The following is a 15,977-nucleotide window of genomic DNA, read 5'->3' as shown; positions in this document are numbered from 1 at the left end:
GCTCGAGTCTGCTGTCTGCCATCTCTCCAGCAGACCTCAGCCGCCAGAGACCGTCACCACTTCACGGACAATCTGAAACGAGACACACCTCATGTGGCGTCCCGGATACTCGCGACCGGCTCACTAGGGCTCAGTATCCGCGGTAGGCGGAGCCGGTCTTCATGCCCACGACCCCCGGCACCGCGGACACACTCCCGTAGCGCGAGATCGAGTAGCGCACGCCTGCGATGATGTTGTCCACCGGGTCGTAGATGTTCCGGTGGCCGTCCAGGGCGTGGGAGTTGAACGTCGGGTCGATCGTCTGCATGAGCCCCTTCGACGGGTGGCCCGCGGCGGCGTTGGAGTCCCACAGGTTGATCGCGTGCGGGTTCCCGCCCGACTCGTGCTGGATGATCATCCAGATGTCGTTCGGGTTCATCTTGTCGGCCGGGACGCCTTTCTCCGTGAGGATCGCGATGGCCTCCTCGATCCACTGCTTGACCTGGCCCGACGGCGCGGGCCCGGCACCCGGGGGAGGCGGGCCGCTGGATCCGTAGCCGCCGACGATGGGGCTGCCGCCGGTGCCCGAGTAGGGCGAGGTGTAGCTCTCCGTACGCCGCCAGTCGAACCGGTGCTGGGGATCCGGCACGAACTCCTGCTCGCCGGCCACCGTGATCTTCGCGTAGGTCATCTTGCGGTCGCCCAGCGCGGTGTCGATGGCGGTCTTGGCGTCGGTGACGGCGTCCTTGGCGTCCTTGACGGGCTTCCTGGCGTTCTCGGTCTCCTCGCTCACCAGGCGGCCGATCCCGGCGTCCAGGTCGGCCTGCTCGGCGTCGGGGTTGGCGTCCTTGTAGTTCTGCACGCGGGTGAGCAGGCGGTCGCAGATGCCGTCCACCGTGCGCTGGGAGCTCTCCAGCACGTCGGCGGCGGCGTCGAGCGCGTCGGCGCAGGAGACCAGCGCGTCGTGCAGGTCCTGCCCGGCCCTGCCGTAGTCGCCCATGTAGCGGACGAACGCGTTCGCCGAGTCGCCCTCCCAGGCCAGGTCCACGGTGGTGACGGCACTGCCCAGCTTGCCCGCGGCGGCCAGGACCTCGCCCCCGGTCGTACGCCAGCGGCCGGCGATGCCGCGGATCGCACTCGGGTTGCCGGTCACCTGGGCCGCCAGCGTGGCCAGGGTCGCCCCGCCGGGCAGGCTGTTGATCGCTTCGGGCGCGCTCATGCCGGCGAGTTCGCCTTCCGTACGTTGCTCTGCACCAGGTCCAGGGCCCGCTCGACGCTCTGGACGAGGCTCTTGGCCTTGCTGAACTCCCGGTCGGCGGTTTTCTCCACCCGGTCCACGACGGTCGCGAGGGCCGAGGAGCCGGCCAGCTTGCCGAAGATCGAGGAGTCGGCGGCCTTGGCCGGGTAGTCATCCGCCAGGTCGCCGAACTTGCCCACCACGCCGTTGGCCGCGATGCGGCAGTCGTCCAGCGCGTCGAAGTGGATGTCCAGTCCTGCCATCATTCCTCCTCCGCGGGCGGCCAGAACGCCGTCTGCGCCAGCCGCGAGCCGAGCCTTCTGTCCACCACGAACCCGCGTCCCGGCGGCTGCGGCTGGGCGCGTACGTTGCCGAACAGGAAGCCCTCGTCCCTGCTGCCGGACAGGATCACCGCCGGGCTCGCCATGTCCTTGATGCGCTGGAGCACCGGGTCGAACATGGCCCGGCCCAGGCCGCCCATGGACCGCGACATGATCAGGTGAAGCCCGATGTCGCGAGCCTGCGGCAGCAGCTCGACCAGCGGCAGCAGCGGGTTGTTGGACGTCGCCACCAGGTCGTAGTCGTCGACCACGAAGTACAGGTCCGAGCCCTTCCACCAGTCGCGCGCGCGGAGCTGCTCGGGCGTGAGGTTCGCCGGCGGCAGGCGCTTGAGCAGGGCGTTGCGGGCGTCGTTGACCAGTTCGAGCGCGGCGGCGCTGGAGGCGGCGTAGCCGATGCGGTTCTCGCTGACGGCCGTGTCCAGCAGCGACCGGCGGTAGTCGATCACGATCATCATGGCCTCGCGCGGCGTGTGCCGGGCGACGACGTTCTCGGCGATGACCTTGAGCATGTTGGACTTGCCGCTCTCGGTGTCGCCGACCACGATGAAGTGCGGGTCGGCCTCGAAGTCGATCAGTACGGGCGCGAGCGCGGCCTCGTCCACGCCGATCGCGATGCGTGACCTGCCGGTCTCCTCCATGCCCGGCAGCGACGCGGCGGGCAGCACCGACGGCAGCAGCCTGACCTGCTTGGCGGGCGGCCCCTGCCAGGAGTCCCCGATGGCCTGCACCAGGCCCTGGAGCCCGGTGGACAGGTCGTCGGAGTCCTGCACGCCGTCGATCCTGGGCAGCGCGCCGAGGAAGTGCAGGCCGTCCTTGGTCAGGCCGCGTCCCGGCACGCCTTCCGGCACGGCCAGCGACTTCTTCCTGTTGATCTCGGACTCGTACGCGTCGCCGAGCTTCAGCTCCACCCGCGTGCCGAACAGGTCCCTGATGCCCGGCCGGAACTCCGACCACTTGCCGGTGGCGGCCACCACGTGGATGCCGTAGCCGAGGCCGCGCGCGGCCAGGTCGGTGATGACCGGTTCGAGCGCCTCGAAGTCCTGCCTGATCGTCAGCCAGCCGTCCACGACGAGGAAGATGTCGCCCCAGCCGTCGCCCTGGAGCGAGCCGTCGGCCACCCGCTTGCGGTAGGTGCTCATGGAGTCGACACCGTTCTCGGTGAACTCCCGCTCCCGGTCGCGCAGGACCGAGGCGATCTCGGCCACCGTGCGGCGTACCCGGTCGGCGTCCAGCCTGGAGGCGACGCCGCCGACGTGCGGCAGTCCCTCCAGGGAGGCCAGCGCGCCGCCGCCGAAGTCCAGGCAGTAGAACTGCACCTCGCGGGGGGTGTGCGTGAGCGCCATGCTGGTGATCAGCGTGCGCAGGATCGTGCTCTTGCCGCCGAGCAGGTCGCCGGCCACGCCGACGTGCCCGGCCGCGCCGGACAGGTCCAGCCAGTACGGGTCCCGCCGCTGCTCGAACGGTCGGTCGATGGTCCCGACCACGGCCTGCAACCGGCCGCGCCCGACCCAGCCGGCCGTGGACAGTCCCAGCTCGGGCGTGACCGACAGCGGCGGCAGCAGGTGCGCGAGCGTGGGCGGCTCGGCCAGCGGCGGCAGCCAGATGCGGTGCGCGGGCGGCCCCTGGTTCACCAGACGGCCGACGACGATGTCCAGCAGGCTCCGCTGCGCCTTGTTGCTCTCCTCCTGCGCCGCGGTGTCCTCGGGCGGCTCCTCGACCATCGGCACGGGCACGAAGTCGGGGCCGTACTCGACGATCTCCCTGACCGTCACCGAGCCGTCCAGCGTGGCGACGTGCCGTACGTCGGACACGTGGGGGCCCGACACGTACGCGGCCTTGAACCTGGTCATGCCGGTCGTGTCGAACTTCAGGTACCCGTTGCCCGGCGCGGACGGCAGCTCGTACGCGTCGGCCACCCCCAGCACGACCCGGCTCTCCATGGCCGAGAACGTCCGCAGGCCGATCCGGTACGACAGGTGCGTGTCGAGCCCGCGCAGCCGTCCCTCCTCCAGCCGCTGTGAGGCCAGCAGCAGGTGCACGCCGAGCGAGCGGCCGAGCCGGCCGATCATCACGAACAGGTCGATGAACTCGGGTTTGGCCGTCAGCAGCTCGCTGAACTCGTCCAGGATCACGAACAGCGTGGGCAGCGGGCTCAGGTTGGCGCCCTGCTCGCGGGCCTTCTCGTAGTCGCGCAGGGAGGCGTAGTTGCCGGCCGCGCGCAGCAGCTCCTGGCGGCGCACCATCTCGCCGTGCAGCGCGTCGTGCATGCGGTCCACGAGCGGCAGCTCGTCCTCCAGGTTCGTGATGACCGCGGAGACGTGCGAGAGGCCATCCAGGCCGAGGAAGGTCGCGCCGCCCTTGAAGTCCACGAGCACGAAGTTGAGGATCTCCGAGGAGTGCGTGACCGCGAGCCCGAGCACCAGCGTGCGCAGCAGCTCGCTCTTACCCGAACCGGTCGCGCCGATGACCAGGCCGTGCGGGCCCATGCCGCCCTGGGCGGACTCCTTGATGTCCAGTTCGACCAGCCGGCCGTCGGCGCCGAGCCCGATCGGCACCCGCAGCCGGTTCCGGCCCGCGCGCGGGCGCCAGGTCACGGCGGGCTCCAGCCGGGTCGGATCGCCGACGCCGAGCAGCTCGGTCAGCGTCGTGTTGACCGCCAGCACGTCCTGGGCGTCGCCGCCCTTGGACGAGGAGGCACGCAGCGGCGCGAGCTGGCGGGCCAGCCCCTCGGCGAGCAGGTAGTCCAGCCCGTCGGGGTCGCCGAGCCGGTTGGTGTTCTCCCGGCCCGCGTGGTCCAGCCTGACCATGTGGAAGCCGGCGGCGTCGATGCGCAGCCGCAGCGTGCTGCGTTCCTCGACGGTGCCGGCCGAGTTCGACAGGTCGATCACGGTCACGCCGTCGATGGCGTCCGCGCCGAGCTGCGAGTCCTGCGGCACGTGCCCGCCGTCCAGGATGAGCACGTGGTACGGCAGCGCGTCCGCCGACGCGCCCGGCTTGAACCTGGCGCGCTCCTTCAGCTCCCCGCCCACCAGGCGGTCGAGCTGGGTCAGGTTCTCGGCCATGAGCCTGACCTGGCCGGCGCCGTCGGTCTCCTCGGGGTGCAGGGCGTGCGGCAGCCACTTGATCCATTCCCAGTGGCTCATCCACTCCTTGCTCGCGCACACCATGATCCGCATGTCGTCGGGGGAGTGGAAGACGGCCATCTGCGCGATCATGGCCCTGACCAGGTCGCGGACCAGCGCCGGGTCGCCGTCCAGCTTGATGCGGGCGAAGGAGTGCAGCGCGACCGCGACCGGGAGGCGTTCGACGGTCGAGTGCGTACGGATGAACCGCCGCAGCGCGCCGGCCGACAGGGCGTCCAGGTCCTCGACCGGCTTGGAGTCCGGGGGGATGAGCTGGACGGCCAGCTTCTGGATGCCGGTGCCGAGCCGTACCGTGCTGAAGTCCTCGTCGCGGGGGCGGCGTTCCCAAAGGCGCGGGCCCATCGCGGTCCACCACAGCGTGTCGGGGGCCGGGCCGCTCCACTCCAGGGCCTCGCGCTGCTGGATCGCGGCCTTGCGCACCTTCTTGCGGATCTGCGCCAGGTAGCGGAAGTAGTCGCGGCGGGCGCCGTTGAGCCGGTGTTTGCGCTCGCCCGCCTGGCGGCCCATCTGGCCGACGGTCATGCCGACCATCGAGAACGCGAACAGGCCGCTGGCCACGTACATGATGGGGTTGGCGTTGGTGCCGCCGGCCGTGAACATCAGGCCCATCGCGGCCGCGCCCGCCACCATGGGCAGGTACGTCAGCACCGCCATCATGCCTTGCGACTGGACCTCGGGGATCTCCGGTGGAGACTCCAGCAGGATCTCGCCGCGCGGCGGCTTCGGGCTGGGGCGGCGCTCCGGGCGCCGTACTACGACGATGCTCACCCTTGTGACAGGCCCTTCTGGTGCTCGAAAGACCCTTCTTACCAGATGTGCCTAACGTCCGAGTTGAGGTCTTAGTTAACAGTGTCTCGCTATGTTGTGCTTGTGACTTCGCTGGCCGAAATCCCGCCTCCACAGCAGGGCGCGCTGCACCAGGTGCCCGCTCCGCTCCCGCCGTTGTGCCACGTGACGGTGGTGGGGCCGCGCAGGAAGGCAGACCTCGCGCTGCCTGCTGACATCCCGCTGCCGCACGTGCTTCCCGGGCTGCTCAGGGCCATGGGCGAGCTGGGCGACGACACCGCGAGCGCGCCGGGATGGACACTCCAGCGGCTCGGCGGTCCCCCGTTCGACCTGGGGCAGAGCCTCGGCGCGCTGGGCGTGCTGGACGGGGAGATCCTCTACCTGCGGCCGCGCGCGGTGGCGCTGCCGCCCACCAGGTTCGACGACGTGGCCGACGTGGTCGCGACCGGCGTACGCGACGGCGGCGGCAAGTGGACGGCCGTGCAGACCCGCGCCCTGGGCGGCGGGGCGGCCTCCGGGCTGCTCGTCGCGGGCGCGGTCGTACTGGCGTTCGGCGGGCTCACCCCGCTGGTGACGGCCATCGTGGCCGGGGCGCTCGCACTGCTCGTCGTCGGCGTGGGCATGGCGATCTCGCGCGCCGTCGGCGACTCCGGCGCGGGCGCGCTGATCGGGTACGCCGCGCTGCCGTACGCCTTCCTGGCCGGACTGCTCGCCCCCGCGGCCGCCGGTGGACTGGCGGCCGTCGGCGCGCCGCAGCTTCTCGGGGCGCTGGCCTGTACGGCGCTGGTGGCCACGCTCGGCGGCACCGCGATCGCCGACGGCGTGCCCGGCTTCCTCGGCGCGGCCATCGCCTCGATGGTCGGCGCGATCTGCGCGGCCGTGGTGATGGTGAGCGGGGCGTCGCCCGCGGGTGTGGCGGCCGTGGGCGTGGCCGTCGTGATGGGGCTCAGCCCGCTGGTGCCCGTGTTGTCGTTCCGGCTGGCCCGCGTGCCGCTGCCGTCCATGCCGACCAACGCCGAGGAACTGCGCGGCGACAACCAGCGGCTCGACAGCGCCTCGGTGCTGGAGCGCACGGGCGCGGCACGCCGGTACGCGACCGGCATGGTCGTGGGCGTCGCGCTGGTCGGGGCCGCGGCGCACCTGCTGCTCATCGCCGACGGCCGGTGGATCTCGGTGGCCATGTCCGTGGTGCTGGCGCTCACGCAGCTCATGCGGGCCCGGGTGTTCCAGGGCGTCGGTCAGCGGTTGTGGCTGATGCTGGTCGGGCTGGCCGGGCTCGGCGCGGTGGGCGTGGCCGTCGGGATCGGCGCGGGCGGCGTGGCCTCGGTGGCCGTGGTGCTCGGGCTGCTGTGGACCGCCATGGTGGTCGTCGGCATGGGGGTGTGGCTGCCCAACGGCAGGCCCTCGCCGTTCTGGGGGAGGGCCGCCGACATCCTGGAGTGGGTGCTGATCGTCGCGCTGGTGCCGCTGGCGCTCGGGGCGCTGGAGGTCTACGCCTGGGTACGCGGCCTGGCCGGTTAGTCGTCGGCCAGGGCGCGGCGGCGGATCGTCTCCAGGGCGTCGAGGCGGTCGCGCACCTGGCGGGAGAAGTCGTCCTGGAGGTGCTGGAACTGCCGGGTGATCGCCTCGGCCGACAACCCGCCGAACGACGCGGGCGGCACCACGTCGGCGAGCCTGCGCGCCTGGTCGTCCTGGGCCGCGCGGACGGCCTGGACGATCTCGGCGGTCAGCTCGTCCAGCTCCAGGCGGCTCGCCCTGGGCGACAGCCGCAGGCCCTCCAGACGGCCGTCGGCGGCCACGCGCGCGGTGACCACGCCGCTGCGGCTCTCGCCCTGACCGGTCACCAGGCTCAGCTCGTCCAGGGCGCCGGCCAGGGTGCGGACGGACCGTTCGCTCTCGCTGATCGCGCGGTCGAGGTCGTCGGGGTGGAAGTTGATGGGGTCCATGGCCAGCACGCCACCGCCCGCAGGTTAACGAGCGGGGAGCGGCGGTTTTCCAGTTCCTGAAGTGATCACGAAAACACCGCTGGGGTGCTGAAAAGGGGCCAAAGCGTCGCAACAATCGGGCGTCGTGGCAACGAATCAGGAAATCCACGTCACCTCGTCCACCATCAGCAAGACGCGGCAACGGGTGGACTCCGAGCTGAAGACCGGGATGATCAGCTTCGTCAAGGGCCTGATGCCGCTCACGGCCGTGGACGGCCTCGGCTTCGGCGTCCTCGGCAACATGATCATCGGGAGCACGTACGAGGGCGTCAGGGGCCGCGCCGAGGGCCTGATGACGGACGCCGAGGACGCCCTGGACGGCTGGTGCGACGGCCTGACCGTCTGCGAGCGCAACTGGCGCACGGCCGAGGACGCGAGCATCATCCAGTACCGCTCATGAGCGATCCCTATCTCAACGCCATCAACAAGGGCCGGGGCGTCCCGCGCGGCGGCGATCCCCTGCTGAAGGCGATCAACAAGGGCTCGGTCGGCCCGCCGCGCTCGCCGTCGATCCCGCTCAACCCGGCCACCGGCAAGCTGGCCCCGATGACCGCCAACCCGGCCGAGTCGGTCAGCGCGCGGGTGCTGAACACGCTGAAGGGCGCGGGCAGGTTCTCGCCGTACCTGATCGCGGTGGCCGCGATCGTGGCGGTGGGGGCCGCCGACGAGGTCGCCATGGCACAGGCGGCCAACGTCTGGAAGTACGGCATGAGCGCCCGGCTCGACGACGGCGTGAAGAGCCTCATGCCGCAGATCCTGGCCACGTCCAGGACCGGCTGGATCGCCGCGGACCAGGCGGAGTTCGGACGGGTGCAGGCGCTGTTCCACCAGGAGATCGGCGCGCTGCGCAACTCGTTCGGCGAGATCGGCGGCGTGGTGGACGCGGTGGCCGCCGGGGTGCGCAACTACTGGTTGCAGATCGGCTCGACGATCGTGTCGGGGATCACGCTGCTGATCGCGGCCATGCGGATGAAGGCCACGCCGGTCCCGCAGGTGGCGGTGGCTGGGATGATCATGGAGCATCTCGTCGGCACGGCGATGGTCAGCGCCGCCGCGGTCATGACGGGCTCGCTGGCGCAGATGCTCAGGGGCGGCATGCAGGTGCTCGGGACGCTGGTGAAGAAGCAGCACCAGTTCGGCTTCGTGTTGCCGGAGGGCGCGGCCGCGGTCGACTTCGGCCGGGCCACGATCAACACCAAGGACCTGCCCTCCTTCCAGGAGCCCGCCCAACCCGGCCAGCTTCCCGCCGGGTACCAGAACTTCGACTGGGTCGCACCGGAGGTGAAGACCACGAAGCCCTGATTGTGGTTAACTCGCCGAGATGTGACCCATGGGAGGGATGGTGTCGGTGACGGATTTCGGGGACTTCGGCAACATCGACATGGACCGGCTGCTCCACAGCGTGGACGAGCAGCTCAACAAGTCGGATGAGCTGCAGAAGGGCATGACCGCCCTGGTGGGCCGCGGGGAGGACGAGGCGCACCTGGTCCTCGTCGAGTACGCCCAGGAGGGCATGCGCACCCTGGAGATCCGTCCGAAGGCGATGCGGCTGAGCGCGGCCGAACTGTCGGAGCGGATCAGGGCGGCCTTCCAGGAGGCGACCGCCGACCTCCAGCGGCAGGCCGAGGAGCTGATGACCGAGCTGTTCGGCGCGAGCGGCAACCCGATGCGCCTGATGGAGAACCCGGAGCAGGCGCTGCGTGGGGTCCGGCAGGCCGAGGCCAGCTACGAACGGGCATTCGAGGACGTAATGGGCGAACTAGACAGAATTCGCCGCGATCTCGACCTGTGATTGACCAGCACGTTTGCTGATATGTCGGGAAGTTGTTACATCTTGGCCATTGGGTCCGCTGTTACTCATGGGGTCTTTGGTGCTTATATGGTTACACGACCGAAATGATTGTTACGGAGGTCACGCATGCCCGACTTCTATAAGGCAACCCCGGGCCAGATCAAGGCGGCCTCAGGCCATGTGGTGGACACCGCCCAGTACATCGAGGGTCTGAGGGTGTCGGTCGAGACGACCGCCAACGGTCTTCTCAACACCGGATGGCTCGGCCCGGCGGCGGCCAGGTTCAAGACTGCCATGACCAACTGGGACAACTCCATGCGGAACGTACGGACCGACCTGGAGGGCATCGCCGACAAGATGGGCGTCAACGCGGTCGTCTACTCCGCGGCCGACGAGGACGTCCAGGCCGGCGTGGGCCGCGTCGAGTCCCTGATCAACGTCGACATCAAGTAGGAGGGGAACTCGATGTCCGCTGAGCTCGACTTCACCAAAGTCAACTTTGGGCACATGGAGCTCGCCCAAGGCGACTTCATCAAGATCCTCGGCTCTTTCGAGAAGGCCACCGAAGACCTGATGGCCCGGCTGCAGACCGACCTGGCCGGTCACTGGGAGGGCTCGGACGGCGCCGAGGCGTTCTTCCGGAAGCACGAGGTGAAGTGGCAGGCCGCCGCCGCCCAGATGCGTACGCAGCTGGACGAGCTGCAGAAGGCCGTCCAGATCGCGAACGAGAACTACCGCGCCGCCGAGAACCGTAACAAGTCCATCTGGTACGACGGCTGACGTCTTCTTCTCGGCCACCCACGCGGTGGCCGAGTCTGTCAGGGGGGATCATGGCAGAGCTCGAACCCGAACCGTGGCCGGGGCTCAACGACACCGACGCCGAGCTCTACTACAACGTGGGCAAGATGCGTGCCATCGCCGAAGACCTTGAGATCGCCCTCGCCCTCACCCAGGGCGCCGGCGGCAACAGGAACGGCGTCACCGGTTCGATCGAGACCCTCACCACGTATTTCTCGCTGGGTGAGGAGCACATCGGGAGCTGGCCGGCGGCCAGCGCCTTCGCGCGCAGCGTGGGCAGCACCGAAGCGGACCCCGGCGGCCAGGTGTCGCTGGAGGGCCGCGGGCAGCGGCTGGCCGCCCTGTACAAGGACTACGTCGAGTGTTGTCAGAAACTGGTGCAGGCCATCAGGGACAGCGCCGACGGCTACGCCAAGACCAATCCGGGCCGAGAGTGAGCAGCGTTGGCTGAGCGCAGGGTCGTAATCCGCGACACTTCCCAACGGCCGCGGAGCGAGCCGGTCACCGCCTCGCGGGAGCAGATCGAGGCATGGCTCAACGCGACCTCCGACTTCGAGGTCCATGACCGGGGCCTGTCGTACAAGAAGGTGGCCCAGGTCGTCAGAGGGGTGGCCAACGCGCTGCCCCAGATCGGCCAGGACCTGTCCGGCGCCTGGCGGTCGGACACCTCCGCCCAGGCACAGCGGGCGCTGCAGATGCTCAGCGCGTCGGGGCAGGAGATCGCCGAGGCCATGGACAAGATGGCCGAGGCCCTGACCCTGTACGGGCGCGACTACCTGCCCGCGGCCATCGCGGAGGTGAACGCCGCCAAGAACGCCAAGACGGCCACACCGAAGCCGTCGGCCGGCGCCTCGCCGACGCCCCCGGGGACGGAGTCGACCTCGCCGCCGGTGCTCAGCTCCGAGACGCACGACTCCGCCGAGCCCACGCCCGGGCTCACCAAGTCGCCCTCCGAGATGAAGGACGACGCCGCCCGGCGCGCGCTGGAGAAGCTCAACCGCCACATCGTCGACCTGTACGACTTCAAGATCCCGGACAGCGTCGTCGTCGACCTGCCGGTGGTGACGCCCGCCGACGGGCCGGCTCCCGAACGGGACATGCCGCTCGAACAGCGCACGACGTACACCAAGGGCTCGTACTGGAACGGCGGCGGCTCCGGTGACGACGGCTCGGGCGGCTCCGGCGGCTCAGGTGGTTCGGGGGGCTCCGGCGGAACGGGCGGCAGCGGCTCCGGGACCGGCGGCGGCCGCGACGGCGGCAACGGCGGGACCGGCGGGACCGACCCCCGCCCGGGAGACCACACCCCCGGCACCGACACCCCCGGCACCGACAAGCCGGACACACCCGGTACGGACACCCCCGGCACGGACACGCCGGGCACCGACCCCTCGGGCGGCCAGGGCACCGGATCCACGACGGGCGGCGGCTCGACCAGCACGGGCGACGGCACCGCGCCCCCCGTGATCGACAGCAACGCCACCGACGACCGCGCGACCCAGTCGCAGGACGTGGACACCCGGGACCCGCGCGCCACCGAGACCGCCGGCTACCAGCCCACCACCACGCCGACCTACCCCGGAACCACGAATCAGCCGTTCGTGACCCAGCCCGCCTACCCCACGCCGTCCGCCGGGACGCCCGCGGTGATCGGCGGTCCGGGCTCGTACACCCAGGGGAGCGCGCCCGCGGCGGCGGCCCGGGGGGCGGCGGGCGGCGGGGCGGGCATGCCGTTCCTGCCGTACGGCGGCGGGGGACAGGGGCCCGAGGAGGGGACCGCCCCGGAGACCTCGACCCTCCTGAAGGAGGACAACGACGTGTGGAGCCACCAGGAGGGCTCCATCTCACCGGTGATCGGCTAGGGAGGCGGCCATGGCACTCGAACTGGATTCCGACTGGCCCGGCCTCGAAGAGGGCAAAGACGGCAACTACACCAACCGTACCGAGGTCAAGCGCATCGCCGACGAGCTGAACGAGCTGCTCAAGAAGCTCAAGACGCCCACGACCCCGCCGGTGACGCAGTTCCTGACCGCGCCGGGAGCGAAGGCCCAGGAGCCGCAGTTGCCCGCCAACGCCGGGTCGCTGCCGGACCTCCAGCGGTACTGCGCGCTCAGCCAGAACCAGATGGGCGAGTGGCCCACCGCCATGCAGTTCGCGATGGCGATCAACTCGGCCTACTCCCAGCTGATCGGCGAGCAGGGCTCCTCCGGCGGTCTGTACGCGTCCATGGTCCAGCGGGCCGAGAGCACCACCGAGGCGTTGCTGGACATCGCCAAGGCGTCGCAGGGCGCCGAGCAGGCGACCGAGGAAGCCGCCGCGCGGCAGGAGACGTAGGCACGATGGCTGAGCCCAAGAAGCAGACCTTCAAGCTCGTCTACGACAACGGCCCGCCCGACACCTCCACCCCGGAGGTCACGTTCTTGGGCAGCCTCGGGAGCAGCACGCTCGACCAGGTCAAGAAGTGGATCGACGCGACCGACCCGAGCGCGGTCAAGCTCGCGGGCCTGTACTACTCGCGGGCCGAGACACTGCTGAACGGCGTCGCCGCCGACCTGAAGACCAAGGCGGCAGAGCTGGCCAAGAACTACACCGGCCCGGCCGCCGTCGAGACGCAGAAGCAGCTCCAGGCCCTGCACGCCAGCGTGCGCGAGCTGGCCAGGAAGCTCGGCGAGATGGGCCGGCCGCTCCAGGGGTACGGGGAGACCCTGCACTGGGCGCAGGCCAACGTGGTCGAGTCGATGGACCACGACTCGCGCTCGGACCGCGACGTGGACTGGGCCGGGCGGGTCCCGTTCTACCGGTTGTACCGGGGTGACAAGCGGGCCGTGGACCACCTCAAGAAGGTCAACGAGCGCATCGTCGAGCATTACAAGCAGCTCCCCGTCGACGTGCAGACCGCGCTGCCCGACCCGAGCGTCCCCGAGCTCCCGGACTACAACAACGGCGGGGGGAAGGTGCCGGGCGCGCCGAACCTGAACGGCGACGGCGTGCCGGACGGCTCCCCCCTCAAGGCGTTCGGCCCCGGCTCGGTGTCCGGCGACCCCGGGTCCATCGACGGCAGCCAGCCGGGTGACGGCTCGACCTCGACGGTCCGGTTGCCCGACGGCGCCGTCGGCACGGGCCCGAACGGCGCGATCATCGGCGCGGGCGGCTACAACGGCGGGGACAACCCGTACGGGGGGCCCGACGCCTCGGCCCTGAACAGCGGCCCGCTGGGCTCCTCGCCGGACACGACCCAGTCCGCGAACATCCCCTCCGGGCCGTCCGGGGCGGACGGCGGCACCACGAAGCTGGCCGGATACGACCCGTCGTTGTCCGGCATGCCCAACGGCGGCTACCCCACGACGTCCACGACGGGGGGCGGCCCCAATGGCGGCGGGGGCACGGGGTCCACGAGCGGCTACGGAGTGGCCGGGGCGGCCCCGGCCGGCGCCGCCGGCATGCGTACCGCGGGCGCCGGCGGAGGGATGCTGGCGCCGTCCCTGATGGGCGCGGCGCCTGGCCGCGGCGGCGAGAGCGGCCAGAAGAACGACAGCGAGGGCACGACCTGGCTCGCCGAGGATGATGACGTGTGGGGCGGTCCCGAGGGCACCACGCCGACCACGCTCACCTGAGCGCCGGCCCGTGCCCGTGCCCGGCTCCCGTCCCGGGAGCCGGGGCGCCGCGTCCGCGGGCCGGTCGGGCGGGGGGCGCCCGGAGGCGCCGCCCCGCTCACGGGAACGCGGTCACGTCAGCCGCGGCCCTGTCAGCCGTGGTGCTCTCAGCCGCAGTGCTCGAAGGGGCTGTCGTACGCGGTGGAGCCGATCGCGCCGCCCCACTTGACGCAGGTACGGACGGCCTTGGCCCGGACCGGACCGGCGTAGTACTGGTAGCTGCCCGCGTCGGTGCTCCTGGCCTTGCCCCGGACCTCCAGGTAGGCCCGCACGGCGGCCTTGCCCGAGCCGCTGCTGCGCAGCGTGGTGACGCAGTTCTGGCCGGTGGAGGCCGAGTAGAGCAGCACGACCCGGCCCGCCGAGCCGAGCGGCGCGGAGTCGATCTGCTTGTAGCCGGACCCGCAGACCTGCTCGGCCGAGTACGGGTTGCTGCCGCTGCCACCGCCGGGGTTGCTGGGAGCGGGTTGGCCGCCGCCGCCTCCGCAGTTGTTCGACTTCAGGGTCTGGTGGCTGTAACCGAAGGTGGAGCCGTTGAACTTCGCCGCCACGATCGAGCCGGACGACGTGCGCTGCTCGTAGTGCAGGTGGGCGATGATGCCCTTGTACTTGGCAGAGGTGTTGCCCACCTGGCCGATCTGCTGGCCCTGGGCGACGCTCGCGCCCGCGGAGACTGCCCGCGACTTCATGTGCGCGTACAGGGAGACGCTGCCGTCGGCGTGCCGGATCTTGACCACGTTGCCGAAGCCGTCCGTGGTCCGGTACTCCGACATGATCACCGTGCCGGCGGCCGACGCGACGACCTTCCGGCCCAGGTCGGCGTTGCCGTCGTTGTACGTGCCGTTGAAGTCGATCTCGTAGCCGGCGGTGTGCGCGCTGCTGTCGTTGCTGTCGCCGGTCCAGGTCTCACCGCAGGGGAAAGGAAGCTGGTGGACGACGGCAGCGCTGGCGCTGGCCGCGCTCGTGCCGGCGAAGGGCAGCGCGGCGATGCCGCACACGCCCACTATCAGGGTCTTGATCCGCATAGGGGAAAGGCTGCCATCCTGATCAACGGTCAGTCTAGATCATTCCCGAAGTGTTCACGCTAAAAGTTGATATTTGTCGATATCGTAGCCAGGACTGTGCATAACGCAGTTTTCGGACAGGGAGGGCGAGATGGGGACGGGACAGAACTCAACCCCCGGTCTGGGGCAATATCAGCAGGGTGCTCTCACCGGCGCCACGATCGAGTACAAGGACAAGAAGATCAGCCAGCTCGGCGGCAACATGGCCGAGCAGGAACCCAACGTGGCCAAGATCGAGACGAACACGAAGGGGATCCAGGTCGACTTCCCCGGGTTCGGCATCGTCGGGATCGGTCTCTCCTACGCGCACGATCAGGTCAAGAACGGCGCGGCCGAGGCGCTCAGCGCGGCCAGGACCGCCCTCCGGGACTACAAGACCGCCCTGGAGAAGCTGGAAGCGAACTACCACAAGGCCGACACGGACAGCGACGGCATCATCAACGAGTACGGCGACGACAAGGGGCCTGGCGACGAGAAGGGGCCCGGCAACCTCGAAAGCAAGCTGGGCGGCATGCCGAGCATGCCCGACACCAAGATGCCCGACCAGAAGATCCCGGATCAGAAGTTCCCCGATCAAAAACTTCCTGACCAGAAGATCCCTGACCAGAAGATTCCCGACCAGAAGATCCCTGACCAGAAGATCCCTGACCAGAAGTTCCCCGACCAGAAGATCCCTGATCAGAACCTGCCGAACCCCAACGCCCCTGACACCAACCTGCCGAACCCCAACGCTCCGGACACCGACCTCCCCAAGACGCCGTCCATCGAGGACCAGCTCAACCACAACACCAGCGTCCCGGACCTCGGCGCCAACAAGCCGGTCGACCCCTCCCAGACCAAGCTGTCCGGCATCGACCCCACCGGACTGAACTCCGCCATCCCCAGCCTCGGCAACATGACCGGCGTCCCGACCGACATCCCCACCTCGGGCGGCTACTCCGGCTCCCAGTCGGGCGGCGGGACCGGCATGGGAGCGGGAGCAGGGGCGGGAGCCGGCGGACTGCGTGCCGGCGCGAACGGCGCGTCGGGCATGCCGTTCATGCCCATGTCGGGCGGCGCGGGAGCCGGCGAGCAGAACCGCGAGCGCGAGAAGCCGGAGTACGTGCGCGGCGACGAGAACGACTGGCTCGACGACATGGACATCGCTCCGCCGGTCATCGGCGAGTGAGAAAGGGCGCGACGAAATGGGTCAATACGACAGCGAC

General features: G+C 70.3%; 16 protein-coding genes. 11 read left to right on the top strand and 5 right to left on the bottom strand.

Annotated elements, in window-relative coordinates; genetic code table 11:
* Positions 1–130 precede the first annotated feature (130 nt).
* Genes DMB42_RS09405 through eccCa form a run of 3 tightly spaced genes read right to left on the bottom strand, consistent with a single transcriptional unit; the run spans position 131 to position 5,468 of the window.
* Positions 131–1,198 carry a transglycosylase SLT domain-containing protein gene (locus DMB42_RS09405; protein WP_125632578.1) on the bottom strand — a complete coding sequence of 356 codons (1,068 nt, stop codon included), beginning with the start codon at positions 1,196–1,198 and terminating at the stop codon, positions 131–133.
* Positions 1,195–1,482, bottom strand: coding sequence for a hypothetical protein (locus DMB42_RS09400; RefSeq protein WP_125632576.1), 288 nt, complete (start codon positions 1,480–1,482; stop codon positions 1,195–1,197). The genes DMB42_RS09405 and DMB42_RS09400 overlap by 4 nt, the downstream gene beginning before the upstream one ends.
* Positions 1,479–5,468, bottom strand: a complete 3,990-nt coding sequence (eccCa, locus tag DMB42_RS09395; protein ID WP_125632574.1) for a type VII secretion protein EccCa — start codon at positions 5,466–5,468, stop codon at positions 1,479–1,481. Before eccCa ends, DMB42_RS09400 begins: the two co-directional genes overlap by 4 nt.
* A gap of 102 nt (positions 5,469–5,570) precedes the next feature.
* On the opposite strand from eccCa, the gene eccD reads away from it, so the two are divergent.
* On the top strand, positions 5,571–7,007 hold the full coding sequence (eccD, locus tag DMB42_RS09390) for a type VII secretion integral membrane protein EccD (RefSeq protein WP_125632572.1): 1,437 nt from the start codon (positions 5,571–5,573) through the stop codon (positions 7,005–7,007).
* On the opposite strand, the gene DMB42_RS09385 is transcribed toward eccD, so the two are convergent.
* Positions 7,004–7,432 carry a YbaB/EbfC family nucleoid-associated protein gene (locus DMB42_RS09385; protein ID WP_125632570.1) on the bottom strand — a complete coding sequence of 143 codons (429 nt, stop codon included), beginning with the start codon at positions 7,430–7,432 and terminating at the stop codon, positions 7,004–7,006. The genes eccD and DMB42_RS09385 overlap by 4 nt on opposite strands.
* Positions 7,433–7,556: 124 nt before the next feature.
* Here DMB42_RS09385 and DMB42_RS09380 point away from each other — a divergent pair, with 124 nt between their 5' ends.
* The 9 genes from DMB42_RS09380 (at position 7,557) to DMB42_RS09335 (ending at position 13,672) form a co-directional block, all read left to right on the top strand.
* Positions 7,557–7,871: a hypothetical protein gene (locus tag DMB42_RS09380; RefSeq protein WP_125632568.1), complete on the top strand. Its 315-nt coding sequence runs from the start codon at positions 7,557–7,559 to the stop codon at positions 7,869–7,871.
* A complete protein-coding gene (locus tag DMB42_RS09375) occupies positions 7,868–8,773 on the top strand; it encodes a hypothetical protein (protein WP_125632566.1) in 906 nt (301 codons plus the stop codon). Before DMB42_RS09380 ends, DMB42_RS09375 begins: the two co-directional genes overlap by 4 nt.
* Positions 8,774–8,819: 46 nt before the next feature.
* The gene (locus DMB42_RS09370) at positions 8,820–9,263 is read left to right on the top strand and encodes a YbaB/EbfC family nucleoid-associated protein (protein ID WP_125632564.1); all 444 of its coding nucleotides are present in this window, start codon (positions 8,820–8,822) and stop codon (positions 9,261–9,263) included.
* A gap of 126 nt (positions 9,264–9,389) precedes the next feature.
* Positions 9,390–9,716, top strand: coding sequence for a WXG100 family type VII secretion target (locus DMB42_RS09365; protein ID WP_125632562.1), 327 nt, complete (start codon positions 9,390–9,392; stop codon positions 9,714–9,716).
* A 12-nt stretch (positions 9,717–9,728) separates the two neighbouring features.
* On the top strand, positions 9,729–10,043 hold the full coding sequence (locus DMB42_RS09360; RefSeq protein ID WP_125632560.1) for a WXG100 family type VII secretion target: 315 nt from the start codon (positions 9,729–9,731) through the stop codon (positions 10,041–10,043).
* A 50-nt stretch (positions 10,044–10,093) separates the two neighbouring features.
* Positions 10,094–10,498 carry a hypothetical protein gene (locus tag DMB42_RS09355; protein ID WP_125632558.1) on the top strand — a complete coding sequence of 135 codons (405 nt, stop codon included), beginning with the start codon at positions 10,094–10,096 and terminating at the stop codon, positions 10,496–10,498.
* A 6-nt stretch (positions 10,499–10,504) separates the two neighbouring features.
* A complete protein-coding gene (locus tag DMB42_RS53080; RefSeq protein WP_185844540.1) occupies positions 10,505–11,920 on the top strand; it encodes a hypothetical protein in 1,416 nt (471 codons plus the stop codon).
* Positions 11,921–11,930: 10 nt separating this feature from the next.
* Positions 11,931–12,392: a hypothetical protein gene (locus tag DMB42_RS09340; protein WP_125632554.1), complete on the top strand. Its 462-nt coding sequence runs from the start codon at positions 11,931–11,933 to the stop codon at positions 12,390–12,392.
* Positions 12,393–12,397: 5 nt separating this feature from the next.
* Complete coding sequence (locus DMB42_RS09335; protein WP_125632552.1) at positions 12,398–13,672, top strand: WXG100 family type VII secretion target; 1,275 nt, start codon at positions 12,398–12,400, stop codon at positions 13,670–13,672.
* A 146-nt stretch (positions 13,673–13,818) separates the two neighbouring features.
* Here DMB42_RS09335 and DMB42_RS09330 read toward each other — a convergent pair whose 3' ends face one another.
* Positions 13,819–14,733: a M23 family metallopeptidase gene (locus tag DMB42_RS09330; protein ID WP_125632550.1), complete on the bottom strand. Its 915-nt coding sequence runs from the start codon at positions 14,731–14,733 to the stop codon at positions 13,819–13,821.
* A 130-nt stretch (positions 14,734–14,863) separates the two neighbouring features.
* Here DMB42_RS09330 and DMB42_RS53075 point away from each other — a divergent pair, with 130 nt between their 5' ends.
* Complete coding sequence (locus tag DMB42_RS53075; protein ID WP_185844539.1) at positions 14,864–15,940, top strand: hypothetical protein; 1,077 nt, start codon at positions 14,864–14,866, stop codon at positions 15,938–15,940.
* The last annotated feature ends 37 nt before the right edge of the window (positions 15,941–15,977 follow it).

Source organism: Nonomuraea sp. WAC 01424, assembly GCF_003947315.1.
Lineage (GTDB): Bacteria > Actinomycetota > Actinomycetes > Streptosporangiales > Streptosporangiaceae > Nonomuraea > Nonomuraea spiralis.
The sequence above is the reverse complement of the archived record's forward strand: the minus strand, read 5'-3'. Positions and strand labels throughout refer to the sequence as shown.